The following is a 25,046-nucleotide window of genomic DNA, read 5'->3' on the forward strand; positions in this document are numbered from 1 at the left end:
GCTCAGGATATGCGAAGCTGGCTGGCGGGATCGAAGAACACCGCCTTGTCGAGGTTGAAGGCAAGGCGTGCCGTCTGGCCGGCGGCGATGCGCACGTCGGCGCGCAGGCGGGCAACGATCTCCTTGCCGCCGAGATGGGTGACGGCGAAGGTATCCGCGCCGGCCGGCTCCACCACCTCGATCAGGCAGTCGCCCTCGGCCACCGTGCAGGCATTGCGGTCCGCGCCGTCCGGGTCGGTCAGCGCCTCGGGGCGTATGCCGAAGATCACGTCCTTGCCGCTATAGGCGGAAAGGCTGCCGGGTGCGTTGGGGACGGACAGCACCAGCGGCTCGGCCTGATGGCGGGCGAGCGAGACGGCAAGGCCGGATCCGTTCTGCTCCACCTTGCCCTTGAGCAGGTTCATGGCGGGCGAGCCCATGAAGTCGGCGACGAAGGTGTTGGCGGGATTGTTGTAGATGTCCGCCGGCGAGCCGAATTGTTGCAGCACGCCGTCCTTCAGCACGGCGATCTTGGTGGCGAGCGTCATCGCCTCGATCTGGTCGTGCGTGACATAGACGATCGTCGTCTTCATGCGCTGATGCAGGCGCTTGATCTCCGTGCGCATGTCGACGCGCAACTTGGCGTCGAGGTTCGACAGCGGCTCGTCGAAGAGGAAGAGCTTCGGGTCGCGCACCAGCGCGCGGCCCATGGCGACGCGCTGGCGTTGGCCGCCGGAGAGCTGGCCGGGCTTGCGGTCGAGAAGATGGCCGATCTGCAGCATGTCGGCGACCTGCTTGATCGCCTTGTCGCGCTCCTCCTTCGGCACGCCGCGGATCTCCATGCCGAAGGCGATGTTGCCGGCCACCGTCATGTTCGGATAGAGCGCGTAGGACTGGAACACCATGGCGATGTCGCGCTTGGAAGGGTGCAGGCCCGCGACCGAGCGGCCGTCGATGGCGATGTCGCCGGAGGTGATCGGCTCCAGCCCGGCGATGGTGTTGAGCAGCGTGGACTTGCCGCAGCCGGACGGGCCGACCAGCACGAGAAAGCCGCCCTGCTCGATCTCCAGGTTGATGTCCTTCAGAATTTCGAGCGCGCCGTAGGATTTGCGCAGGTTGCTGATCTTCAGGAACGACATGGGACTATCCTTTCACGGCGCCGGACATCAGGCCGCGCACGAAGTACCGTCCGGAGACGATGTAGACGATGAGGGTGGGCAGCGCCGCGAGGATCGCGCCGGCGAAGTGCACGTTGTATTCCTTCACGCCGGTGGACGAGGAGACGAGGTTGTTGAGCGCCACGGTCATCGGCGTTGTCGCCGCGCCGGAGAAGGAGGCGCCGAACAGGAAGTCGTTCCAGATGTTGGTGAACTGCCAGATGACCGAGACGACGATGATCGGGCCGGAGGACGGCAGCAGGATGCGGTAGAAGATCTGGAAGAAGCTTGCACCGTCGATCTGCGCCGCGCGCACCAGCTCGGTCGGGAAGTTTTCGTAGTAGTTGCGGAAATAGAGCGTCGTGAAGCCGATGCCGTAGACGACGTGCACGAGGATGAGGCCCCAGAGCGAGCCGGCAAGCCCGAGCATGCCGAGGATGCGTGCCATCGGGATGAGCACGATCTGAAACGGGATGAAGCAGGAGAGGAGAAGCAGGCCGAAGAAGACGTTCGAGCCCCGGAACTGCCACTTCGTCAGCACGTAGCCGTTCAGCGCGCCGATGATGGTGGAGATGGCGACCGCCGGCACGACCATCAGGATCGAGTTGATGAAGAACGGGCGCAACCCTGTCGGCTGCACGCCGATCTGCGCCGTCGACCAGGCCTGCAGCCAGGGCTCGATCGTCCAGACCTGCGGCAGGTTCAGCATGCCGCCCTGGCGGATTTCCTCCAGTGGCTTCAGCGAGTTCACCAGCATCACGTAGAGCGGCAGCAGGTAGTAGACCGCAAAGAGGATGAGCGCGATGTAGATCAGCGCGCGCGTCAGCCTGTTGTGCGAGATGACATTGTCGGGGTTTTGCGCGCTCATCGGCCTTTGCCTCCGCGGATCTCGGAATAGAGGTAGGGGATGATGATCGAGAAGATCATGACCAGCATGATGATCGCCGAGGAGGCGCCGATGCCCATCTGGTTGCGGGTGAAGGTATAGGAATACATGAAGGTCGCCGGCAGCTCGGTCGCCTGGCCGGGACCGCCGCCCGTCAAGGCGACGACGAGGTCATAGGCCTTGATGGCGAGGTGGGCGAGCACGACGAAGGCGGAGAGGAAGACCGGGCGCATCAGCGGAATGATGATGCGGCGGTAGATGGTGGCGGTGGAGGCACCGTCGATCTGCGCGGCCTTGATGATCTCGTTGTCGACGCCGCGAAGGCCGGCGAGGAACATCGCCATGACGAAGCCTGAGGACTGCCAGACGGCGGCGATGACCACGCAGTAGATGGCGTAGTTGCGATCCTTGATCCAGTTGAAGGCGAAGCTTTCCCAGCCCCAGAGGTGCATGGTGTTCTCAAGGCCGATGCCGGGGTCGAGGAACCACTTCCAGGCGGTGCCCGTGACGATGAAGGAGAGTGCCATCGGGTAGAGGTAGATCGGCCTGAGGATGCCTTCGGCGCGGATCTTCTGGTCGAGCAGGATGGCGAGCGCCAGGCCCAGCACCGAGCAGATGACGATATAGAGCGAGGCGAAGATCGCAAGGTTCGAGATCGCCCGCCACCAGTGCGGCAGCGCCCAGAGCTTGGAATAGTTGCTCAGTCCCACGAAATTGTAGGAGGGCAGCATCCTGCTGTCCGTCAGCGACAGGAAGCCCGTATAGGCGATGAAGCCGTAGACGAAGACGAGCACGATGAGGAAACTGGGTGCCAGCACGAGCTTCGGCAGAAGCTCCTGCAGCCGGCTTCGGCTATCCATGGTCGATACCACCGTTATTGTGTGTTTGTCGGCGGCGAGGCACGCCCCTCATCCGCCTGCCGGCACCTTCTCCCCGCAGGCGGGGAGAAGGACTATGCCGTGACCTCTCCGTCTCCCTCTCCCCGCTTGCGGGGAGAGGGCCGGGTGAGGGGCAGCGTCGTTCGCTTACTTCGCGGCCTCGACGGCGGCCTTCAGCTCCTCGACGGCCTCCTCGGAGGAAAGCTCGCCGTTGAACTGCCGGGTCACGACGTCGTAGATCGCGTTCTTGACCGAAGCCGGGTTGGCGTGGCCGTGGGCCATGGAGCCGAAGAGCGAGCCGTTGGTGTTGGCCTCCGCCAGGTCCTTGATCGCCTTCTTGCCGCAATCGTCGAAGTCCGTGTCCGGAACGTCCGTGCGGGCCGGGGCCGAGCCCTTGACCACGTTGAAGGCCGACTGGAAGGTCGGGCTCTCGATGGCCGACGCCATGGTCAGCTGCGCCGGGACCTTGTCCTCGGCCACCTTGAACATCGCGAACTGGTCGGAGTTGAAGGTGACGGAGCCCTGCGTGCCCGGGAAGCGCATGCAGACGAAGTCCGTGCCGGGCTTCTTGCCGGCCTTGATGAATTCGCCCTTCGCCCAGTCGCCCATGAACTGCACGCCGGCCTTGCCCTCGATGACCATGGCGGAAGCCAGGTTCCAGTCACGGCCGGAGAAGTTGTCGTCCACGTAGGAGCGCAGCTTCGTCATGCGGTCGAAGGCTTCCTTCATCTGGGCGCTGCCCAGCGTTTCCGGATCGAGGTCGATGAAGGCCTTCTTGTAGAAATCGTTGCCGAAGGAGAGCACGACCGCGTCGAAGATCGTCGCGTCCTGCCACGGCTGGCCGCCATGGGCGACCGGCGTGATGCCTTGTTCCTTGAACTTGTCGAGCAGGGCGACCAGTTCGTCCCAGTTCGCCGGCTCCTTGCCGCCGGCAGCGTCGAGCGCGGCCTTGTTGACCCACACCCAGTTCGTCGAGTGCACGTTGACGGGCGCGGCGATCCAGTGGCCGTCATACTTGGAGAACTGCTGCAGGGCGGTCGGGATCACCGTGTCCCAGCCTTCCTTGGCGGCGATCTCGTCGAGATTGCCGAGCGCGCCTTCCTTGGCCCAGTCGAGAATGTCGAAGCCGAGCATCTGCACCGCGGTCGGCGCGTTGCCGGCCGTGACGCGGGCGCGCAGCACCGTCATGGCTTCCGTGCCGCCGCCGCCGGCGACCGGCATGTCGGTCCAGGAGATGCCCTTGGATTCGAGGTCCTTCTTGAGCACGTCGAGCGCGGCGGCTTCACCGCCCGAGGTCCACCAGTGCAGGACTTCCACGCCTTCCGCGGCCTTGGCGGACAGGCCGCCCATCGTCATCATCACCGCGGCGATCGCGGTGGTCGTCAGAAACTTGCGCATCGTATTCCTCCCGTTTGCAAGTTCGAAGGGCGAGAGCCTCCTCCCGCCGATGGTTCATCTGCGGCTCAAAGCGCCGAGCCAATTTAAAACGTTGTAAATTTGCGGAGTCAAGCACATGCCACCCATCCTCGGGCATGCTTTTGCAAATGCAGTAAATTCCGGAAATCCGGGTGATCGGCACAGCTCGCGCGGCATTGTGCAGCGCACTGAAATCGTTTTAAATTCTGTGCGGCGCAAGATTGCCGAAGACGGGGCTCGCCGGTATGGTGCCGCATATCGCCTGCCGCCATCCGAAGAACCGCACCCGTGTCCCGCATCGAAAAGCCCGCCGACAGTGACCCCGCCCGCAACGCGCTTCGAACCGGCAAGCCGACGCTGAAGACGATTGCGGAAATCACCGGCCTTGCGATCACCACGGTCTCCCGCGCGCTCGGCAACGCGCCGCAGATTTCCGAGACGACGCGCCGGCGCGTGCACGAGGTCGCCGCCGAGATCGGCTACCTGCCGGACCGTGCCGCCCAGCGCCTCAAGACCGGCCGCACCAATGTCGTGTCCGTCCTGCTCGATCCGCACGAGGAGATCCTGGGCTTCGGCACGTCCATCATGCATGGCCTGGCGCGCGCCCTTCAGGGCACCGCCTACCACCTCATCGTCACGCCGAATTTCCTTGACGGCAGCAATGTCGATGCCGTCAACTACATCATCCGCAACGGCATGGCCGACGGCCTCATTTTCTCGCGCACGGAACCCTTCGATCCGCGCGTGCGGCTGCTGCTGGAAAACGGCTTCCCCTTCGTCACCCACGGCCGCACCGAATTCTCCATCCCGCACGCCTTCGTCGACTACGACAATTTCGCCTTCGCCTATGCGGCCACCAGACGGCTGATCGTCAAGGGCCGGCGCAAGGTGACGATCATCCTGCCGCCCCGGCGCCTCACCTTCTACCAGCACATGCTGCACGGTTTCATGACCGCCGTGCGCGAGGCCGGCGCCGCCTACGAGATTCCCGAGGCGCTCGATCTCGACAGCCCCGCCGACATGATCCGCGACTATGTTCGCCGCCGCAGCGCCGAGCCCGATCCGCCCGACGGTTTCGCCTGTCCCGGCGAAGTCTCGGCGCTCGCCACGATCACCGGCATGAGCGATCGGGGCCTTTCGCTCGGTGGCGAATACGACATCGTCGCCAAGCAGACGTCGCGGCTGCTCAGCCAGATCCAGCCGAAGGTCGAGACGATCTACGAGGACCTGACGGCGGCCGGCGAGGCGATGGGCCGGCTGCTGCTGAAGCGCATCGGCGGCGAGCCCATCGAGGATCTCACCATCCTGCAGAGCCCACAACTCAGCTTCCCGACGCCCTGAGCGGGCGGCAGCGCCGGTCCCAGCCATGGTTGTCGAGAAAGGGTGGCTCATCGCGGCATCCACCAGCCGGTGCGCGCGCCGATATGCATGTTGAGCGTCTTGGTCTCCGTATAATCCTCCACCGCATGGCGGCCGAGCTCTCGGCCGAGGCCGGACTGGCGATAACCGCCGAAGGGCAGCTCCGAAGCGCCGTCCATGAAGGTGTTCATCCAGATCGTGCCGGCACGCACCTTGCGGCCGATGGTGAGGCAGGTGTCGAAGTCCCGGCTCCAGACGCCGGCCGAAAGGCCGTAGTCGATGGCATTGGCGATGCGGATCGCCTCTTCCGTCGTCTCGAAGGTCAGGACCGAAAGCACTGGGCCGAAGACTTCCTCGCGGGCGACGGCCATGTCCGGCCGGACGCCCGAAAGGATGGTCGGGGCCATGAACTGGCCGAGACCGAGATCGAGCGCGGCGCCGCCAAGCGCCACCAAAGCGCCGGCCTTGGCGGCACCATCGACATAGGCACCGATCTTTGCGAGGTGCTGCGGCGTGATGATCGCGCCGACCTGTGTCGTCGGATCGAGCGGATCGCCGACCTTCACCTTCTTCGCCAGGTCCGCGATGCGGGCCGTCACGTCGGCCGCAATCGACGTGTGCAGGATCAGCCGCGAGCCGGCATTGCAGCATTCACCGGCATTGAAATAGGCGCCGAAGACGGCGGCGTCGATGAAGGCGTCGAGATCGGCGTCGGGGAAGACGATTTGCGGGTTCTTGCCGCCGAGTTCGAGTGACACCTTCTTCAACGTCTGCGCCGCATTGGCCATGGTCAGGCGGCCGACGCCGGTCGAGCCCGTGAAGGAGACCATGTCGACATCCGGATGCGTCGTCATCGGCGCGCCGACCTCCGGGCCGGTGCCGGTGACGATGTTGATGACGCCTGCGGGCACGCCGGCCTCGATAAGGATCTCCCCGAGGACGAGCGTCGAGCCCGAAGTGAGCTCGGACGGCTTGACCACCGTCGTGCAGCCGGCGGCAAGCGCGAAAGGTAATTTCTGGCTTACGATCAGGAAGGGGAAATTCCACGGCGTGATGATCGACACGACGCCGATCGCCTCGCGCAGCACGACGCCGAGCGTGCCGTCGCCGAGCGTGTTGTAGCTTTCGCCGTGAAGATCGCGGGCAAGCGCCGCGGCGTAGCGCCAGATGTCGACCGCGCCGCCGAGTTCGCCCTTGGCCTGGCTTATCGGCTTGCCGCTTTCGATGCAGTCGAGGAAGGCGAGCTCGTCCGCGCGGGCGGCGATGAGGTCGGCGGCCTTCAGGAGGATGTTGGAACGCTCGGCGCCGGTCATGGACGGCCATGGTCCGTCGTCGAAGGCCTTGCGCGCGGCGGCGATGGCGCGTTCGGCATCGGCTTTGCTGCCGGCCGGATAGCGGCTGACGACGATGCCGTGGCCGGGCGCGATGCGCTCGATCGGCTGGCCGGCGCCCTCCGTCCACGTGCCGTCGATCAGCATGCGGAAATCGCGTGCCTTGAAGTTTTCCAGCGCCTTGGGTTTCACATGCGCGGTCATCACCATTCTCCCTTGAAATCAGCGGGGCGCTTGCCCGTGAAGGCGGCGACGCCTTCCTTGAGGTCCCCGGTCTTGGCGACGAGGATCGAGCCGAGCGTCTCCACCGCCGCGCCATTGTCCTCGCCGTTCGCCACCGCGATCATCAGCTTGGAAATTTCCGTTGCCGCCGGCCCGCGGGCCGCGATGCGCGCGGCATAGGTCTTGGCCGCCTGCACGGCTGTCCCGGTTTCCACCACCTGATCGACGATGCCGAGCATCGCGGCTTCCGCCGCCGTCAGCACCTCGCCGCCGAGCAGCATGCGGCGTATGGTTTGGGCGCCGAAACGCTTCACCAGCCGCTGCGTGCCGGACCAGCCGGGCACCATGCCGAGGCCGGCCTCCGGCAGGCCGATCTTCACTTGGGCCTCCGCGATGCGGATATCCGCCGCCGCCGCGAGCTCCAGCCCGCCGCCGAGCGCATGGCCGTTGACGGCGGCGATCAGCGGCATGCGCAGCGTCGCCAGCCGTTCGAAGACGCGGTGGCCGAAGCGCACCCAGGCATGGCCGAATTCGTTCGGCTCCATGCCGGCCCAGGCGCGGATATCGCCGCCGGCGGAGAAGGCCTTGCCTTCGCCGGTGAGGATGGCGACACGCACAGCGGCATTCGCCTCGACCGTGTCGCAGGCCGCTGAAAGCTCCTTCAGCATGTCGATGTCGAAAGCGTTCAGCTTTTCCGGCCGCGCGACGGTGATCGTCGCGAGAGAGCCTTCGATATCGATGCGGATGCGCGGCTCAGCCATGGGCGGCCCCTGCCAGCGTGCGCGGCGCCTTTTCGGGCAGCGTGAGGCCGATCGGCGCATCGGTGAAGAGCTTTGCGTCCATCACCTTGAGGTCGGGCGAAACGATCAGCGCGAAATCCGACTGGTCGAGGATATGCGTCTTGAGATCGACGCCGGGCGCGATCTCGGTGAGCACGATGCCGTCGGGCGTCAGCTTCATGACACAGCGCTCGGTGACATAGGTGATGTCCTGCCCCTGCGCGACGCCGCGCGGGCCGGAAAAGGTGACATGCTCGACGGCATTGACCAGCTTCTTCAGCTTGCCTTCCTTCTCGATGACGAGCTTTCCATCCGCGATGGCAAGCCTGGCGCCGGCGTTGAACATGCCGGAGAAGACGATCTTCTTCGCCCGCGCCGTGATGTCGACGAAGCCGCCGGCCCCCGCCGTCACATGCGGACGGAAGGAGAGTTTCGAGACGTTCACCGAGCCGTCCCTGCCGATTTCCAGGAAGGAGAGCAGCGAGGCATCGAAGCCCGCACCCTGGAAATAGGTGAACTGGTAGGGCGAGGGCATGAAGGCATCGGCGTTCGAGGCGCAGCCGAAGGCGAAGTCGAGCAGCGGCACGCCGCCGACGGCGCCCTGCTCGATCACCCAGGTGACGGCGCCGTGCAGGCCTTCTTCCAGCAGGATGCGCGGCACGTTGGCGGAGATGCCGAAGCCGAGATTGACGGCGCTGCCGGCCTCCAGCTCCTCGGCCACACGGCGGGCGATGACCTTCTGGATGTTGAACTCGGGCACGCGGAAACTGTCGAGCGGACGGAAGATCTCGCCTGAAATGGCGGGGTCGTAGAGCGTCTGCGTCGTCTGCTTCTGGTCCGGATCGACCACGATGTAATCGACCAGCACGCCGGGCACACGCACGTCGTGCGGTTTCAGCGAGCCGTCCTTGGTGATGCGCTTGACCTGTGCGATGACGATGCCGCCATTGTTGCGGGCGGCGAGCGCCTGGTCGAGCCCGCCGAGGTAGGCGCCCTCGTGTTCATAGGTGAGGTTGCCGCGCTCGTCGGCGGTGGTGGCGCGGATGATCGCCACGTGAGGCGCGATCGCCTTGAAGTAGAGCCATTCCTCGCCGGCGAAGGTGATTTTTTCGACCACCGGCTCGTTTGCGGCGGAGGCGTTCATCGCGCAGCCTTCGCGGTTTGGGTCGACAAAAGTTTCAAGGCCGACCTTGGTGATGACACCGGGGCGCTTTGCGGCGGCCTCGCGGTGCATGTCGAAGAGGATACCGGAGGGGATGTTGTAGGCGGCCACCTCATCCTTGCCGATCATCTGCCAGATCAGCGGCGGTTCGGAAGACGAGGGTCCGGACGGATACGAGCCGCCGATGATCTTCTTCAGCAGGCCCTTTTTCGCGATGTGGTCGACACCCTTGATGCCGCTCATGTCGCCGGCGGCGATGGGGTGCAGCGTCGTCAGGTTCCTCGGATGGCCCGTTTCGTCGAAATGAGCGCCGATCGCCTTCAGCATCAGGTCCGGGCAGCCGAGGCCGGAGGAGGAGGAGACCGAGACGACGGCGCCGTCGGGGATCAGGCCTGCCGCCTCGCGCGGGGTGATATGCTTGCTCATGGGGCTCACAGTCCCGGCTCGATGCGGACCGCATGGCCTGTGCGGGCCGCCTCGACGACGGCAAGGCCCGTCGCCAGCGACCAGACCCCGTCCTTGCCGGTGGCGGACGGCGTTCCCTTGCCGGCAATGGCGGCGTGGAAGGCGGCAAGGGTGATCTCGTAGAGGTTGCGATGGTCGAGCGGCAGCTCGTGCTCGCCGTCGGCATCCCGGAGCGTCACCGTGCCGGTGGGGCGCTGCGTCATGACATTCCGGCCGATGAGAGAGCCCTCCGTGCCATGGACTTCGAGGCCGGTTTCGGCGAATTTCGTGGTGAACCCGTCGTGGAACTGCGCGATCGTGCCGGAGCCGAAGCGCAACACGCCCATCACGGCATCCTCCAGCCCGGCCTTGCCCATGCCGCCGGCCTGCGAGAAGGCGATAGCCTCCACCGGATCGTCGTCGAGGATGAAACGCAGCGTGTCGGCATCGTGCACGGTGATGTCGAGGATGACGCCGCCGCCGGCCTCCGGCTTGTCGAGCCGCCAGCCCTGCAGGTGCGGCGGCAGGTAGACCGCGTGGAAGACACGGGCCGACAGCGGCCTGCCGATGCGGCCGGCCTTGATGGCCTCGCGCATTGCCCGGTGCGTCGCGGCGTTGCGCAGGTGGTGGTTCGTCGCCAGCACGACGCCGGCCGCCTCTGCCGCCGCGATCATGGCGCGGGCATCGTCGAGCGAAAGGGCAAGCGGCTTTTCGCACAGGATATGCTTGCCCGCCTTCGCCGCGGCGAGGGCCTGGTCGCGGTGCAGCTCGTTCGTCGTCGAGATGTAGACGGCGTCGATCTTGGGGTCGTCGAGCAGGTCGGCAAGCGCCGTGACCGACTTTGCGATGCGCTGTTCGCCCGCATAGGCGCGGCCGCGCTCGGCGCTCGTGCTCATCACGGAAACGACCTCGCCGCCCGTCGCGCGGATCGCGCCGATCACCCATTCCTTCGCGATCGTGCTTGCGCCGATCAAACCCCAGTTTGTCATGCGGAAATCCTCCTTGTCCTGTCCGTCTGGCCGGCACCGCAGCTCTGGCGCACGACGAGGCGCACGGAGCTGACGATGGTCTCGGGCTCCACCCGGCCGGCATTGATCTGTTTCAGCAAGAGTTGCGCCGCGCGCCGGCCCATGCCCTGTGGGTCGACGGAGACCGTCGTCAGCGCCGGCACGGCGGTTTCGGCCTCGATCACGTCGTCGAAACCCACCACGGCGAAGTCGCGGCCCGGCTCCTTGCCGGCGGCGCGCAGGCCGTCGCACACGCCGAAGGCGGCGGCGTCGTTGAAGCAGAGCGCGGCGGTCGGCGCCTCGGGCAGAAGCAGCGCACGCTCGATGGCGGCAACGCCGCCGGCGCGCGAGGCCGCCGTGCCGATGACGAGCCGGTCCGGCGCTGCAAGCCCCGCTTCCGAAAGCGCATCCCGCCAGCCCTCGACGCGTTCGGTGAAGACGGTGGTATTGGCGATGCCGCCGAGGAAGGCGATGCGGGTGTGGCCGAGCGAGACGAGGTGCCGCACGGCATCCTTCGCGCCGGCATAATTGTCCGAGAACAGCGTCGAGACCTTGGCGCCGACGACATTGCGCACCACGGCGACGACCGGGATGCCGCTGGCGGCGAGCGGCTTCAGGTCGCCCGCCTCCGTGCCGCGGGCGGGCGACAGGATGAGGCCGGCAATGCCGTGCTCGCGCATGGAGGCGATGACCTCGCGCTGGCGGTCGACGCTTTCGGCGGAGTTCGACAGGAACTGCACGTAGCCGGCCGACTGCATGACCATGTCCATGCCGACGGCAAGCTCGGCGAAGAAGGAGTTGGTAAGGTCGTTGACGATGATGCCGATGATCCGCGAGGAGGCGGACTGGCGCAGGTTCGCCGCACCGCGATTGTAGACATAGCCGAGTTCGCGGATGACGGCGTTCACTTTGGCGCGGGTCGCCTCGTTCACAAGGGGGCTTGCCTGCAGCACGAGCGAGACGGTCGACTTCGACACGCCGGCGGCGCGCGCAATATCGACGACGGTCACCCGGCTCTTGTTCACGGTCTTCCTCCCTGCGCAGGGCGTTCGAGCCCGCTTGTTGACGGCAATTAATTGGATCGTTCCAAATTTGTCAAGAGGGTTTGGATCGCGCTTGATGAAGTTGAATGGCAAAGGCCAGATGCCCTCATATTGTATCGCCATCCTCTCCACTCGTCATGGTCGGGCTTGACCCGACCATCCATGCTACGTCCGCAAGGTCTCAGATTCATGGATTCTCGGCTCAAGGTCGAGAATGACCGCAGAGGGCGGGGCAGGCGCTTTCCTGTCTCTCGACATGGCTGGCGACGCGTCGCTGCCGAACGCAATCCGGCAAAAATCTCCCTTGAAATTTGGAACGATCTAAATTATTGCCCTGAAAAACCCGGAGGATTTCATGCCGATCAGCCTTACCCTGCCGCAGCCGGATGGCGGCCTTGCCCGCTACCATCTTGTCGGGACGCCGCTTGGGCGCCCCACCGCAGCGCCTGTCTTCAACCGCATCGCCTATGCGGCGGCCCATGTGGTTTCCGATCCGCGTCGCGACGCGCGACCCTGGGAGGCGCCGGCCATCGACTGGGAACGCACGATGGCGTTCCGCCATCATCTCTGGTCGCTCGGCTTCCGCATCGCCGAGGCGATGGACACGGCGCAGCGCGGCATGGGGCTCGACTGGGCCGGCGCGCAGGAGTTGATCCGCCGCTCGCTGGCCGAGGCGAAGGCCGTGCCGGGCGCCGATCTCGCCTGCGGTGCGGGCACGGACCATCTCAACCCCGCCGATGCGCGTTCGCTTGACGACGTGATCCGGGCCTATGAGGAGCAGGTCGGTTTCGTCGAGAAACACGGTGGCCGGGCCATCATGATGGCGAGCCGGGCGCTCGCCCGCCTGGCGGCCTCGCCGGACGATTACCGCAAGGTCTATGGCCGCATCCTCGGCCAGGCGAAGGACAGGGTCGTGCTGCACTGGCTGGGCGACATGTTCGACCCACAGCTTGCGGGCTACTGGGGCTCCAGGGATTTCGCGCCTGCGCTGGAGACGGTCCTGTCGATCATCGCGGAGAACCGCGGCAAGGTCGAGGGCATCAAGATCTCGCTGCTCGACAATGCCTGTGAGGTGGCGTTGCGCAACCGGCTGCCGGAGGGCGTGCTCTGCTTCACGGGCGACGACTTCAACTATGCCGAGCTGATCGAGGGTGACGGGCAGAAGTACAGCCACGCCCTGCTCGGCATCTTCGATGCGGTGGCTCCGCAGGCTTCCAAGGCTTTGGCGGCGCTTGCGGCCGGCGATGCCGCCACCTTCCGGGCCATCATCGAGCCGACGGTGCCGCTCTCGCGCAAGATCTTCGAGGTGCCGACGCAATATTACAAGGCGGGCGTCGTCTTCCTCGCCTGGCTCAACGGCCACCAGGACCATTTCACCATGCCGGCCGGCATGCAGTCGGCCCGTGGCCTCCTGCACTATGCCGAGGTCTTCCGCCTTGCCGACCGGGCCAACGTGCTCGACAGGCCGGACCTTGCCGCTGCGCGCATGAAGAACCTGATGGCGGTGCTCGGCGTCGGGCAAGATTAGCTGTGGATGACCGGCCTTGCCGCCGGTTCTTGCCGCTGTCAGGCGCTAAACTGCGTCTTCTCGAAGGAAAACACGGGAGCGGGCGATGGCAGCGGGCGAAGTGAAGGTCGGGGAAAGCTGGAAGGCGCCGCTGGCGGCGGAATTCTCCAGCCCCTACATGGCCGACCTCAAGGCCTTCCTCCTGGAGCAGAAGCAGGCGGGGCGGCGCATCTTCCCGAAGGGCTCGGAATATTTCCGCGCCCTCGACCTGACGCCGCTCGACGAGGTGCGCGTCGTCATCCTCGGGCAAGATCCCTATCACGGCGAGGGCCAGGCGCACGGGCTCTGCTTTTCCGTGCAGCCCGGCGTGCGCATTCCGCCGTCGCTGGTCAACATCTACAAGGAAATGCAGGACGATCTCGGCATCCCGCCGGTCCACCACGGTTTCCTCGAGCATTGGGCCAAGCAGGGCGTCCTGCTTTTGAACAGCGTGCTGACGGTGGAGATGGGCCGCGCCGCCTCGCACCAGGGCCGCGGCTGGGAACGGTTCACCGACGCGGTCATCCGCGCCGTCAACGAGCAGGAAAAGCCCGTCGTCTTCATCCTCTGGGGCTCCTATGCGCAGAAGAAGGCGGCCTTCGTCGATCGGGACCGCCATCTCGTGCTGCGCTCGGCCCATCCCTCGCCACTTTCCGCCCATAACGGCTTTTTCGGCTCGCGGCCCTTTTCCAAGGCGAACGCCTTTCTCGAAAAGCACGGCCGCAAGCCGATCGACTGGCAATTGCCGGCAACGCCGCAATAGCCATGCGCAGGCCGGGCTGGTAGGCTTGTCTCATGGCGCGCACCGGTTCCGTCATCGACTGGCTCCTTGCTTCGGATCCCGCGATCCGCTGGCAGGTCATGCGCGATCTCACCGATGCGCCGGAGGCGGAATGGCGGGCCGAACGTGCCAGGGTGGAGACCGAAGGCTGGGGAGCAAGGCTTCTCTCCCATCAGGATGCCGACGGGCAATGGGCCGGCGGCGCTTTCATGCCGGCGGACTATACGGAAAAGAAATGGCGCGAACTCGGCCAGGCCTGGACCGCCACCTGCTTCTCGCTCCAGCAACTCCATGATTTCGGCCTCGATCCATCGAGCGCACGGGCACGGCGGACGGTCGATCTCATCGGACGGAATTCCCGTTGGGACCATGATGGCCAGCCCTATTGGGATGGCGAGGTGGAGGAGTGCATCAACGGGCGCACAGTGATCGCCGGGGCCTATTTCGGCGTCGATGTCTCGCCGATTGTTGCGCGCCTGCTTGGCGAGCGGCAGCCCGACGGCGGCTGGAACTGCGAGCGCTGCAACGGGTCTCACCGCTCTTCCTTCCATTCGACGATCAATGTGCTGGAAGGACTTCTGGAATACGAGACCGCCGTGGGGGCGACGCCGGAAACGCGCGCGGCGCGGGCGGCCGGCGAGGAGTATCTCCTGAAACGTGGTCTCTTTCGCCGTTTGAGCAGCGGCGCGCCGGCCGACGAGCGCTATCTGACGTTCCTGCACCCGAACCGCTGGCGCTACGATGTCCTGCGCGGGCTCGACTATTTCCGCGCCGCCTCGCTGGCGACCGGCTCGCCACCGGATCCCCGGCTTGGCGAAGCCATCGGCCATCTGCGTTCCCGGCAATCGGAGGACGGGACCTGGCCGCTCGACTGGCAGCTGAAAGGGCCGGTGTGGTTCGAGATGGAAGAGGCGGGAAAACCCTCGCGCTGGATCACGCTGCGGGCGTTGCGCGTGCTGCGCTGGTGGGAGGGGCATGCCGGCCGGTGACGGGCACCGGCCGGTCATTTCGTCCTACCGTGCCAGCGTCTCGCCGAGCAGCGCCATCACCTTTTCCGCATCGATGCCGATGCAGGCGTGCTGGCTTGGCAGGTCGTCCCAGTTGCCCGGCGGGAACTTGCGGGCATCCGGCTTCTGGATCGTCTGGCCGTCGGCAATGCCGCCGGCGACGACGCGGATGGCGCCGGGTCGGGTGGTGAAGAGCTCGGGGGCGACGAGGTAAATGCAGGCGCAGCTGTCGTGCACCACCATGCCCTCGTCCTCCACATGCTGGCCGTAGAAGTCGATATAGAACTGCGAGATGCCGGAGAGCAGCTTCAGGTGCCTGCCGTTGCGCTCGGTGAGGTCGGCGAGGCGCTTGCGGGTCATCACCGTCTTCATCGTCACGTCGAGGCCGACCACCACCACCTTCCACGGCGCCGTCATCACCGCGTCGGCGGCTTCCGGGTCGCCGTGGATGTTGGCTTCGGCCGCGGGCGTGATGTTGCCGGGCACGTCGAAGGCGCCGCCCATGATGATGACCTGCTTGACGAGGCCGGCGATACCGGGATCTTCCTTCAGCGCATAGGCTAGGTTCGACATGCGGCCGACGGCGATCAGGGTCACCTCGCCGGGATTGGCCCGCACCGTCTCGATGATGAAGCGGTGCGCCGGGCGCGGATCGAGCGGCAGGTCGATCGTGTCGGGTACGTCGATATTGCCGAGTCCGTCGTGGCCATGGATCATCACCGGCCAGTCTATCGGGTTGCGCATCGGGTTGTAGGTCTTGCCCTCGCCACGGGCGACGGGCGCCGCAATGCCCCATTCGCGCTTCAGGAACAATGCGTTGCGTGTCGTGGTCTCGATGGCGGCGTTGCCGAAGACGGTGGTGATGCCGATGAGGTCGATCTCGGGATGGTTGTGCAGGAACAGCAGCGCCATGGCGTCATCGACGCCGGGATCGGTGTCGAAAATAACCTTGTGCATGGTCGGTCTCTTTCTTGTTGTTCTTATGGGGCTTCTTGTGGTCGTGGGATCGCGCGCCTACTGGAAGCGGGCGATGGAGAAGGGAGCAAGCGCGCTTTCGCCTTCACCGGCAAGCAGCCGGGCCACATGGCGGCCGGTCGTTGCGGAAAGCGTGAGGCCGAGATGGCCGTGGCCGAAGGCAAAGGCGATGCGCGGATCGGCCGGATGCAGGCTGATGACGGGCAGCGAGTCCGGCGTCGAGGGACGCCGGCCCATCCATTCGGTGCCGCCTTCCTCCTGGAGGTCCGGCACGTAGCGGCGCATCTTCCTGCGCATGGCGGCGGCGCGCCTGTAGTTGGCGGGCGCGTCCGGCGAGGCAAGCTCCACCGCGCCGCCGATACGCAGCGCATTCTCGAAGGGTGTCGCCACGAAGCCGTGCTCGGAGAAGAAGACCGGCATTTCGAGCGTCGTCGACGGGTTCATGAAGGTGGTGTTGTAGCCGCGCTCGGTTTCGAGCAGCACCTTCAGGCCGAGATCGGCGACGAAACGGCGCGACCAGACGCCCGCGGTGATCGCAAGACGATCGAAGGTGAAGGTCCGGCCGCCCTCCGTCGTCACGGTAATGCCGCTCTCCGCCCGGGCGACCCGCGACACGGTGGCGTCGATCAACGCCGCGCGTTCGCGCAGCAGCGCCTGCAGGCGGCGCAGGAAGGTCAGCGGATATTCGAAGGTCTTGTAGCCGTCGTTGAAGATGGCGCCGGCAAAAGGTCCCGAGAGGGCCGGCACCCGACGGCGGGCTTCCGCCACGTCCAGCGCCTCGACGTTGCAGCCGACCAGCCGGGCATTCTCCGCCTCGTGCGTGAAAACCTTGTCGCGGGCCGCGACGGTGTCGAAGACCGTCAGCGCGCCGGTATCGCGCATATGGCCGGAGAGGCCGGCCATCGCGCCGAGGTGCACATGATCGGCCTCCGCCGTCTTCATCAGGTGGAGCAGGGCCATGCGGCTTTCGGCGGCCTTGCCGGCACGCGCGGAAAGGAGGAAGCGGATCAGCCAAGGGGTGAGCGCCGGCAGATCCTGCCAGCGCAGGGTCAGCGGCCCCAGCGGGTCGAGCAGCCATTTCGGCACGGAGAGCAGCATGTCCAGCCGGGCGAGCGGATCGATTTCCGGCACCGCCAGGATGCCGGCATTGCCGACCGATGCCGGCAGGCCGCCGGCGTCCCGCTCCAGAATGGTGACGCTGTGGCCCTGTTCCAACAGATTGAGCGCTGTGGCGCAGCCCATGAGGCCGCCGCCGACGATACCGATATGCGCCATGCCGTCCCGTTGCGTGTTGTTTTCGTTCGTTGTGCCGCAGCCCGCGAAGCAGGAACGGCGGATCGCGGCGGACGATAGACGGAAAGCGCCCGGCTGTCGACTGAGCGGCAGGCCGGGCCGGATCAGGCCTGCTTACCTGCTTCCTGCACGGGTTTGCGGCTCTGGAGCACCTGCCACAGGAAGGCGAGCACGAAGAGGATGGTCATCAGGAGCACGATGGTCGGGGCGGGGGCGCTGTCGATGAGGAAGCTCAGCCAGATGCCGAAGAAGGTGGCGCCGAGGGCAACCGCGACGGCGACCATGAGCATGCTCGGGAAACGCCGGGTGAGGAGGGCGGCGATGGCGCCCGGCGCGACCAGCATGGCGATGGCGAGGATGATGCCGACCGCCTTCAGCGCGCCGACGACGACGAGGGACAGCACGGCGAGCAGGCCGTAGTGCAGCAGTTTCACCGGCAGGCCGATGGCAGCGGCGTGCTGCCGGTCGAAGGCCTGCACCAGGAGATCCTTGCGGAAGAGGAGGATGAAGGCCGTCGAGGCTGCAGCGATCGCCGCCGTCTCCACGAGATCGGCTGCGCCGATGCCGAGCATGTCGCCGAAGAGGATGTGGTCGAGATGGATGTCCGGCTGGATCTTGACATAGAGAACGAGGCCGAGCGCGAACATGCCGGAAAAGACGATGCCGAGGATCGTATCCTCCTTCACCCGGCTGTTGTCCTTGAGGTAGCCGGCCGAAAGTGCGCAGAACAGGCCCGCGACGAAGGCGCCTGTGGCGAAGGGCAGGCCCACGACATAGGCGATGACGACGCCCGGCAGGACGGCATGGGAGACCGCGTCGCCCATCAGCGACCAGCCCTTCAGCACGAGATAGCAGGAGAGCAGCGCCATCGGCAGGGCGATCATCAGCGTCACCAGGAAGGCGTTCTGCATGAAGGCGAGCTGGAAGGGCATGATCGCAAGGTCGAGCGTCTCGTTCATGGCTGTTTCGCCTCCAGGGTTTCGAGGGCGAGGCGGCCCCTGCGGCGCGCGGCAAGAAGGCCGTGTTTCGGCGCGAAGAGGAAGGCGAGGAGGAAGATGGCCGTCTGCAGCACGACGATGATGCCGCCCGTCGCCCCGTCGAGGAAATAGGAGATATAGGCGCCGACGAGGCTGGTGCCGGCGCCGAGCGCGGCGGCGATCGTGATCAGCCGCTGGAAGCGGTCCGTCAGCAGGTAGGCGGTCGCGCCCGGTGTCACCACCATGGCGATGACGAGGAAGGCGCCGACGGTCTGCATGGCCGCGACCGTCGAGGCGCTGAGCAGCGTGAAGAACAGGATCTTCAGACCCGTCGGGTTGAGACCGATCGAGCGGGCGTGGCTCTCGTCGAAGAAGGTGACCATCAGTTCCTTCCACTTCAGAAGCAGGATGACGAGCGTGACGACGCCGATGATGGCGAGCTGGATCGTATCCTCGGGGCTGACGGCGAGGATGTTGCCGAGCACGATGGTCTGGATGTTCACCGGCGTCGGGGCGAGCGAGACCATGAAGAGGCCGAGGCCGAAGAAGGAGGAGAAGATCATGCCGATGATGGCGTCTTCCTTCAGCCGGGTCTTCCGGTTGAGGAAAAGCATCGCGGCGGCGGCAAGCCCGCCGGAGAGGAAGGCGCCGGCCGCGAAGGGCAGGCCCAGCATGTAGGCGCCGGCAACGCCGGGCACGATGGAATGGGAGAGCGCATCGCCGATCAGCGACCAGCCCTTCAGCATGAGATAGGCCGAGAGAAAGCCGCAGATGCAGCCGACCAGCGCGCTCACCCACATGGCATTCACCATGTAGCCGTAGCCGAAGGGTTCGAGGAGCGTGTCGATCACGGTGTCTTCTCCGCCTCGCGCTCGCCGTAGATGACGAAGGGGCGTTCGTCATCGGTGATGACCTTGACGGAGCGCTTGTCCTCGTCGTCGTGCAGGTCGTGGCCACCGAGGATGAAGTGGCGCAGCACGCCGCCGAAGGCGCGCTCCAGATTGGCTTCGGTGAAGGTCTCGGCCGTCGGGCCGGAGGCGATGACGGTGCCCTTCACGAAGACGGTACGGTCGCAGAAATCCGGCACGCTGCCGAGATTGTGGGTGGAGACCAGCATGACGCGGCCTTCGTCGCGCAACTTGCCGAGCAGCTCGACGATCTGCTCCTCCGTCCTCACGTCGACGCCGGTGAAGGGTTCGTCGAGCAGGATCACCTGGCCTTCCTGCGCGAGTGCGCGGGCGAGGAAGACGCGCTTCCTCTGCCCGCCGGAGAGCTCGCCGATCTGGCGCTTGCGGAAATCGCTCATGTTGACCCGCGACAGGGCCTCGTCGACCATCTCGTGGTCGCGTTTCGTCGGGATGCGCAGCCAGTTCATGTGGCCGTAGCGGCCCATCATAACGACGTCCTCGACGAGCACGGGGAAGGTCCAGTCGACCTCCTCGGCCTGCGGCACATAGGCGACGAGGTTCTTCTTCAGCGCCTCCTTCACGGAAAGGCCGAGGATGGTCACCTTGCCGGCGGCGACGGGCACGAAGCCCATGATCGCCTTGAAGAGCGTGGACTTGCCGGCGCCGTTGACGCCGACGAGCGCGGTGATCGTGCCCTTGGGAACGGAGAAGCTGGCATGCGTCAGCGCCGTGTGGCCGTTGCGATAGGTGACGGTCACGTCTTCGGCGAGAATGCCGTCCACCTTCTTCGGCCTGCCACCCATCATCATTGTGAAAGACCCTTCACGATGGTTTCGGAGGTGACGCGCAGGAGGTCGAGATAGGTCGGCACGGGGCCGTCCGCCTCGCTCAGCGAGTCGACATAGAGCACGCCGCCATAGGCCGCGCCGGTCTCCGCGGCGACCTGCCTTGCCGGATCGGCGGAAACGGTGCTTTCAGAGAAGACGACGTGGATATTGTGTTCGCGCACCGCGTCGATCACGGCCTTCACCTGCATGGGGGTGCCCTGCTGGTCGGCGTTGATCGGCCAGAGGAAGAGTTCCTTGAGGCCGAAATCGCGGGTGAGGTAGCTGAAGGCGCCCTCGCTGGTGACGAGCCAGCGCTTTTCCTCGGGCAATGCGTCGATCTTCGCCTTCATCTCCACGCCGAGCGCGGTGATCTTCTCGCTGTAGGCCTTGGCATTGGCGTCGTAGGTCGCGGCATTGGCGGGATCGAGTGCGGCCAGCGCCTTGCGGATGTTCTCGACATAGATGAGCGCGTTGGCCGGCGACATCCAGGCATGCGGGTTCGGCTTGCCCTCATAGGGACCCTGCACGATGCTCATCGGCTCGACGCCCTCGCTGACGGTGACGTTCGGCACGTCGCCGAGATTGGCGAGGAATTTCTGGAACCAGAGCTCGAGGTTCAGTCCGTTCCACAAAACGAGCTTGGCGTCCTGCGCCTTCAGGATGTCGCGCGGGGTCGGCTGGTAGTTGTGGATCTCCGCGCCCGGCTTGGTGATCGATTCCACGATGGCGGCATCGCCCGCCACATTCGCCGCGATGTCGGCGATGATGGTGAAGGTCGTGACGACCTTCGGCTTTTCCTGGGCAAGGGCGGGAGACAGGGCTGGGGCCGCGCCAAGGAGCGGCAGGCTGAGGAGAAGGGCATGGAATGAACGGCGGAGCATCGGCTCTCCTTGTCTGCTTTTGCGAATGAGTTGCATTAAACTATAGGGCTGTTTTCGCCCCTGTCAACGCAATTGCAAATCATTCGCAACAACGTCCCGAAATCGGACGTCCGGCGTTTAAAACTTCCGAAACGCCCGGCCGGTAGAGTGCGTGCAGTTCGCGTGCTCTCGGCGCGTTCGTGTTCCTGCGTTTCAAGAGAAGACCACCGCCCGTGAAGTTCCTTCCGACCTCTTTCCGGTTGTCCCGGAAGCTTCTGATCATCGTCGCCGGCGTCGTCGTGCTGACGGGCGCGTCGGGGGCCGCCGCGATCTTCGTCGGGCGCGATGCGCTGCTCGGGCCGCCGGCGGAGCAGGTGTCGGGCGCCGCCTGCACGACGGTGTCCACCGTCCGCCTCGAGCGCAACGGCCAGCACTGGCTGCGCAAATATGTACGTTCGGACGCCAGGGACGGGGATACACGCGTCAAGACGGCACTGCGTGTCGCCGGCGCCGTGTCCAATCACGAGGAGGCCGATCTCTACCAGGTCATCCTGCTCGATGCCGCCGGCCCGGTGAACCGGGCCGACATGCGCGGCCGCGCCATCGGCGCCGAGGTGCTCTTCACACGCAATCCTTCCGCCATTCCGGGCATGACGGCGCCGTTCGTCGCGCGCTACACGACCGGCCAGCCGGCGGGCAACGGCGAATTCTATGGTGAGCGCAAGGAATTGTCGCTGGACGAGATCAAGACCATCGTCACCGCGATGGAGGATCGCGCGGATTGCGTCGATCCGCATGCGGTCGAGGAGGCGGGTGGCCACGCTGAGGCGAAGGCCGAGGGCGGCGAAGCGCCGGTCGAAGAAGGGTCGCACGAGGTCGCCGCCAGCGAACATTGACGGTTAGAGGAGGGGATGCCCCTCATCCCGCTGCCGCGACCTTCTCCCCGTAAACGGGGAGAAGGGGATAGGGCGCGCTCGTTTCCTCAACCAATAGCCGGTCGTGGGGTATGTCCCCTCTCCCCGCCTGCGGGGAGAGGGTGAGGGGCAAGAGCCAAGGACGAAATCAGACAAGAGGTGGCCGGCATCAGCCACCTCAGCCCTCAATCCACCTTTGCCCGGCGTGCCGGGAAGAGGATGACGTCGCGGATCGACGGGGCGTTGGTAAGCAGCATGATCAGGCGGTCGACGCCGATGCCGAGGCCGCCGGCCGGCGGCATGCCTTGGTCGATGGCATCCAGGAACTCGTCGTCGAGCTGCTTGGCCTTTTCGCCGCGGGCATGGGCCTGTTCCAGCTGCTCGACCATGCGGGCACGTTGTTCTTCGGGATCGTTCAGCTCCGAAAAGGCGTTGCCGAGCTCCCAGGTGTTGCAATAGGTCTCGAACCGCTCGACGAGGCGCGGCTCGCCCGGCACTTCCTTGGCGAAGGGCGAGATGTCCTTCGGAAAGTGCGTGACGTGCGAGGGCTGGATCAGCGTCGGCTCGACCTTCTCCTCGAAGATGAAGGCGAGGCATTCGCCCCAGGTCCAGTCCTTCTCGACCTCGAAGCCGGCGGCCTTCGCTGCGGCGCGGGCCTCCTCGTCCGTCCTGATGGCGAGGAAATCGATGCCGGTGGCTTCCTTCACCGCATCGGGCATCGGCACGCGCCTGAACGGGCCCTTGAAGGAGATTTCCTTGTCGCCGTAGGAAAATTCGGTCGAGCCGTGGATCTTGACCGCGAGCTCGGCGAAGAGGCGTTCCACGAGGTCCATGATGTCCTCGTAGTCGGCATAGGCCCAGTAGCACTCCATCATGGTGAATTCGGGATTGTGCCGGGTGGACACGCCCTCATTGCGGAAGTTGCGGTTGATCTCGAACACCTTGTCGGTAAGCCCGGAGACCAGCGTGCGCTTCAGGAACAGTTCCGGCGCGATGCGCAGGAACATGTCGAGCTTCAGCGTATTGTGGTGCGTCTTGAAGGGCTCGGCCGTCGCGCCGCCATAGACGGAGTGCAGCATGGGCGTCTCGACTTCCATGAAGCCGTCGTTCTCCATGAAGCGGCGGATGCCGGAGACGATCTTCGAGCGCTGCTGGAAGCGGAGCTTGGATTCCTCGTTGGTCATGATGTCGAGGTGGCGCTTGCGGTAGCGGATCTCGACATCCGAGACGCCGTGCCACTTTTCCGGCATCGGCAGCAGGGTCTTCGTCAGCATGACGATGTCCTGCGCGTTGATCGTCAGCTCGCCGCGCTTGGTGCGGCGCACGACGCCCGTCACGCCGATGATGTCGCCGAGATCGATCATCGGCAGCAGCGCGCGGGCTTCCTCCGGCGTCGTGTCCTTGTGCGAAAAGATCTGGATTTTTCCCGAGGCGTCATGGATGTCCATGAACATGCCGGAATTGCGCGAGGAATAGACGCGGCCGGCAACCGTCACCACGTCGCCGCTTTCCGTGTCGGGCGCCAGGCCTTCGTATTTTTCCGCAAGTTCGGCATTCGTCATCGTCCGGTGGAAATGTGCCGGATAGACGTCGCCGATCGTCTCGCGAAGCTGGCCGAGCTTCTGGCGGCGGACCTCCGTCGGGTCGGAGGAAAGGGCGGTTTCTGTCTTCTCGTTCATTCTTTCTTGTTCCTTACTTTCCGCTGCCCACCATCGAGGCGACGACCTGCGCCGCGACCTTCAGGCGCTGGCGCACGACGGAGCGGCCGAGGATCGCCATCGAATCGAAGAGCGGCAGCGAGCGCGACGAGCCGGAGACGGCGACGAAGAGCGGGGCGACGACGACCTTCAGCTTCTTGCCGAGCCGGTCGGCGCTCGCACGCAGTTCCGCCTCGATGCTCTCGACGGTCCATTCCGGCATCTTTTCGAGGTCCGGCTGCACCTGATTGAGGACTTCGAGGATTTCTTCCGGCGTGGATTTCACCTTGGCGAAGGCCTCCGGCGTCAGGCCGAGATCGGATTTCAGCAGGAAGCCGGCAAGGTCCGGCAGTTCGCCGAGCTTGGAGATGCGCGACTGCGAGAGCTTCAGCCCCTGGCGGACGCGGTCGTTCTCCATCGCCCAGGAAAGCACGCGCTGGACGAACTCTTCCTCCGAAAGCTGCTCGCGCAGCCAGCGGCCGTTCAGCCAGTCTAGCTTCTGGATGTCGAAGATCGCGCCCGCCTTGGACAGGTTCTCCGGGTCGAACTTTTCGGCGAGCTGATCCATGGTCAGCATCTCCTCACCCTCGGCGATCTGGACGAAGAACAGGCCGAGGAAGTTCATCAGCGCTTCCGGCAGATAGCCGAGCGCGGAATAGTAGGAGATCGACGTCGGGTTCTTGCGTTTCGAGAGCTTCGACTTGTCGTGGTTGCGCATCAGCGACAGATGCATGAAGACCGGCGGCTCGAGGCCGAGATATTGGTAGATGAGGATGTGCTTCGGCACCGAGGCGAGCCACTCCTCGCCGCGCGCGACATGCGTGATCTTCATCAGATGGTCGTCGACGACGTTCGCCATATGGTAGGTCGGCATGCCGTCGGCCTTGAGCAGGACCTGCATGTCGACGGCGTCCCACGGGATTTCGACCGGGCCGTAGACGCCGTCGACGAACTTGCAGGAGCCTTCGGTGGGGATCTTCATGCGCACGACATGCGGCTCGCCCGCCTCGACGCGCGCGGCCACTTCCTCGGCGGAAAGATGCAGGCAGTGGCCGTCATATTTCGGCGGCTTGCCTGCGGCGCGCTGCGCCTCGCGCATCTTCTCCAGCCGCTCGGGCGTGCAGAAACACTTGAAGCCATGGCCGTTCTCGACGATCTTGTCGACGAACGGACGGTAGATGTCCTTGCGGTCGGACTGGCGATAGGGACCGTAGGGGCCGCCGATGTCGGGGCCTTCCGACCATTCGAGGCCGCACCATTTCAGCGCGTCCAGCACCTTCTGCTCGAATTCGGGCGTCGAGCGCGTGGCGTCCGTATCCTCGATGCGCAGGATGAAGGTGCCGTTGTTCTTCTTGGCGAAGAGATAGTTGAACAGTGCGATATAGGCGGTGCCGACATGCGGCTCGCCGGTCGGGGAGGGTGCGATGCGTACGCGAACGCCGGAGGCGGTTGCGGGAGTGCTCATGGTTTGGCCCGTCTTGACATGGTTTTACGCCCCCGGCCGGAGGTTCCGGCGTCGAAGGCGTCACGTTAGGGAGGGAGAGCCCGGTTTTGCGCCGGATATGCGGCGGGAAAGGGCCTTCCGTTGGGCTGGGTGA

General features: G+C 65.4%; 22 protein-coding genes. 5 read left to right on the forward strand and 17 right to left on the reverse strand.

The features are described 5' to 3' along the window. Positions 1-2: 2 nt before the first annotated feature. From MUU56_RS15390 to MUU56_RS15405, 4 genes are all read right to left on the reverse strand, one after another. The gene (locus MUU56_RS15390; protein ID WP_244768178.1) at positions 3-1,118 is read right to left on the reverse strand and encodes an ABC transporter ATP-binding protein; all 1,116 of its coding nucleotides are present in this window, start codon (positions 1,116-1,118) and stop codon (positions 3-5) included. A 4-nt stretch (positions 1,119-1,122) separates the two neighbouring features. Further along, complete coding sequence (locus MUU56_RS15395) at positions 1,123-2,004, reverse strand: carbohydrate ABC transporter permease (RefSeq protein ID WP_244768179.1); 882 nt, start codon at positions 2,002-2,004, stop codon at positions 1,123-1,125. Continuing rightward, positions 2,001-2,882: a carbohydrate ABC transporter permease gene (locus MUU56_RS15400; RefSeq protein WP_244768180.1), complete on the reverse strand. Its 882-nt coding sequence runs from the start codon at positions 2,880-2,882 to the stop codon at positions 2,001-2,003. The genes MUU56_RS15395 and MUU56_RS15400 overlap by 4 nt, the downstream gene beginning before the upstream one ends. A gap of 165 nt (positions 2,883-3,047) precedes the next feature. Then, the gene (locus MUU56_RS15405) at positions 3,048-4,259 is read right to left on the reverse strand and encodes an ABC transporter substrate-binding protein (protein WP_244768492.1); all 1,212 of its coding nucleotides are present in this window, start codon (positions 4,257-4,259) and stop codon (positions 3,048-3,050) included. Between the two features lie 345 nt (positions 4,260-4,604). Between MUU56_RS15405 and MUU56_RS15410 the strand changes: the two genes are divergently transcribed. After that, on the forward strand, positions 4,605-5,657 hold the full coding sequence (locus tag MUU56_RS15410; RefSeq protein WP_244768181.1) for a LacI family transcriptional regulator: 1,053 nt from the start codon (positions 4,605-4,607) through the stop codon (positions 5,655-5,657). A gap of 47 nt (positions 5,658-5,704) precedes the next feature. On the opposite strand, the gene MUU56_RS15415 is transcribed toward MUU56_RS15410, so the two are convergent. From MUU56_RS15415 to MUU56_RS15435, 5 genes are read right to left on the reverse strand one after another with little or no spacing between them, the layout of a single operon-like run. After that, the gene (locus MUU56_RS15415; protein ID WP_244768182.1) at positions 5,705-7,210 is read right to left on the reverse strand and encodes an aldehyde dehydrogenase family protein; all 1,506 of its coding nucleotides are present in this window, start codon (positions 7,208-7,210) and stop codon (positions 5,705-5,707) included. After that, positions 7,210-7,989 carry an enoyl-CoA hydratase/isomerase family protein gene (locus tag MUU56_RS15420; protein WP_244768183.1) on the reverse strand — a complete coding sequence of 260 codons (780 nt, stop codon included), beginning with the start codon at positions 7,987-7,989 and terminating at the stop codon, positions 7,210-7,212. Before MUU56_RS15420 ends, MUU56_RS15415 begins: the two co-directional genes overlap by 1 nt. Beyond that, complete coding sequence (locus tag MUU56_RS15425; RefSeq protein WP_244768184.1) at positions 7,982-9,595, reverse strand: acyl CoA:acetate/3-ketoacid CoA transferase; 1,614 nt, start codon at positions 9,593-9,595, stop codon at positions 7,982-7,984. Before MUU56_RS15425 ends, MUU56_RS15420 begins: the two co-directional genes overlap by 8 nt. 5 nt (positions 9,596-9,600) lie before the next feature. Further along, positions 9,601-10,602: a Gfo/Idh/MocA family protein gene (locus tag MUU56_RS15430; RefSeq protein ID WP_244768185.1), complete on the reverse strand. Its 1,002-nt coding sequence runs from the start codon at positions 10,600-10,602 to the stop codon at positions 9,601-9,603. Further along, a complete protein-coding gene (locus tag MUU56_RS15435; RefSeq protein WP_244768186.1) occupies positions 10,599-11,645 on the reverse strand; it encodes a LacI family DNA-binding transcriptional regulator in 1,047 nt (348 codons plus the stop codon). Before MUU56_RS15435 ends, MUU56_RS15430 begins: the two co-directional genes overlap by 4 nt. Positions 11,646-12,018: 373 nt before the next feature. Here MUU56_RS15435 and MUU56_RS15440 point away from each other — a divergent pair, with 373 nt between their 5' ends. The 3 genes from MUU56_RS15440 to MUU56_RS15450 all read left to right on the forward strand — a co-directional run bounded on the left by MUU56_RS15440 (position 12,019) and on the right by MUU56_RS15450 (position 14,979). Then, the gene (locus MUU56_RS15440) at positions 12,019-13,191 is read left to right on the forward strand and encodes a dihydrodipicolinate synthase family protein (RefSeq protein ID WP_244768187.1); all 1,173 of its coding nucleotides are present in this window, start codon (positions 12,019-12,021) and stop codon (positions 13,189-13,191) included. 85 nt (positions 13,192-13,276) lie between these two features. Continuing rightward, positions 13,277-13,972 (forward strand): uracil-DNA glycosylase, encoded by a 696-nt coding sequence (gene ung / locus MUU56_RS15445; RefSeq protein WP_244768188.1) that lies wholly within the window; start codon positions 13,277-13,279, stop codon positions 13,970-13,972. 32 nt (positions 13,973-14,004) lie between these two features. Beyond that, positions 14,005-14,979 carry a squalene cyclase gene (locus MUU56_RS15450; RefSeq protein ID WP_244768189.1) on the forward strand — a complete coding sequence of 325 codons (975 nt, stop codon included), beginning with the start codon at positions 14,005-14,007 and terminating at the stop codon, positions 14,977-14,979. A gap of 24 nt (positions 14,980-15,003) precedes the next feature. On the opposite strand, the gene MUU56_RS15455 is transcribed toward MUU56_RS15450, so the two are convergent. The 6 genes from MUU56_RS15455 to MUU56_RS15480 form a co-directional block, all read right to left on the reverse strand. Next, positions 15,004-15,954, reverse strand: coding sequence for a nucleoside hydrolase (locus MUU56_RS15455; RefSeq protein WP_244768190.1), 951 nt, complete (start codon positions 15,952-15,954; stop codon positions 15,004-15,006). 57 nt (positions 15,955-16,011) lie between these two features. After that, positions 16,012-17,247 (reverse strand): NAD(P)/FAD-dependent oxidoreductase, encoded by a 1,236-nt coding sequence (locus MUU56_RS15460; RefSeq protein WP_244768191.1) that lies wholly within the window; start codon positions 17,245-17,247, stop codon positions 16,012-16,014. Between the two features lie 122 nt (positions 17,248-17,369). Then, positions 17,370-18,224, reverse strand: a complete 855-nt coding sequence (locus MUU56_RS15465; protein WP_244768192.1) for a metal ABC transporter permease — start codon at positions 18,222-18,224, stop codon at positions 17,370-17,372. Then, positions 18,221-19,093 carry a metal ABC transporter permease gene (locus tag MUU56_RS15470; protein ID WP_284219076.1) on the reverse strand — a complete coding sequence of 291 codons (873 nt, stop codon included), beginning with the start codon at positions 19,091-19,093 and terminating at the stop codon, positions 18,221-18,223. The genes MUU56_RS15465 and MUU56_RS15470 overlap by 4 nt, the downstream gene beginning before the upstream one ends. Then, a complete protein-coding gene (locus MUU56_RS15475; RefSeq protein WP_280531076.1) occupies positions 19,090-19,959 on the reverse strand; it encodes a manganese/iron ABC transporter ATP-binding protein in 870 nt (289 codons plus the stop codon). Before MUU56_RS15475 ends, MUU56_RS15470 begins: the two co-directional genes overlap by 4 nt. After that, entirely contained in the window at positions 19,956-20,858 is a 903-nt protein-coding gene (locus MUU56_RS15480; RefSeq protein ID WP_244768193.1) for a metal ABC transporter substrate-binding protein, read from the reverse strand. Before MUU56_RS15480 ends, MUU56_RS15475 begins: the two co-directional genes overlap by 4 nt. 212 nt (positions 20,859-21,070) lie before the next feature. On the opposite strand from MUU56_RS15480, the gene MUU56_RS15485 reads away from it, so the two are divergent. Further along, on the forward strand, positions 21,071-21,733 hold the full coding sequence (locus MUU56_RS15485) for a hypothetical protein (protein WP_244768194.1): 663 nt from the start codon (positions 21,071-21,073) through the stop codon (positions 21,731-21,733). A 203-nt stretch (positions 21,734-21,936) separates the two neighbouring features. Here the strand turns inward: MUU56_RS15485 and lysS are convergent, their stop codons facing one another. Both lysS and gltX read right to left on the reverse strand, forming a co-directional pair. Further along, positions 21,937-23,430, reverse strand: coding sequence for a lysine--tRNA ligase (gene lysS, locus MUU56_RS15490; RefSeq protein ID WP_244768195.1), 1,494 nt, complete (start codon positions 23,428-23,430; stop codon positions 21,937-21,939). 13 nt (positions 23,431-23,443) lie between these two features. Continuing rightward, positions 23,444-24,913 (reverse strand): glutamate--tRNA ligase, encoded by a 1,470-nt coding sequence (gltX, locus tag MUU56_RS15495; RefSeq protein ID WP_244768196.1) that lies wholly within the window; start codon positions 24,911-24,913, stop codon positions 23,444-23,446. Positions 24,914-25,046: the final 133 nt, after the last annotated feature.

This window comes from Shinella yambaruensis (assembly GCF_022899355.1).
Taxonomy (GTDB): domain Bacteria; phylum Pseudomonadota; class Alphaproteobacteria; order Rhizobiales; family Rhizobiaceae; genus Shinella; species Shinella yambaruensis.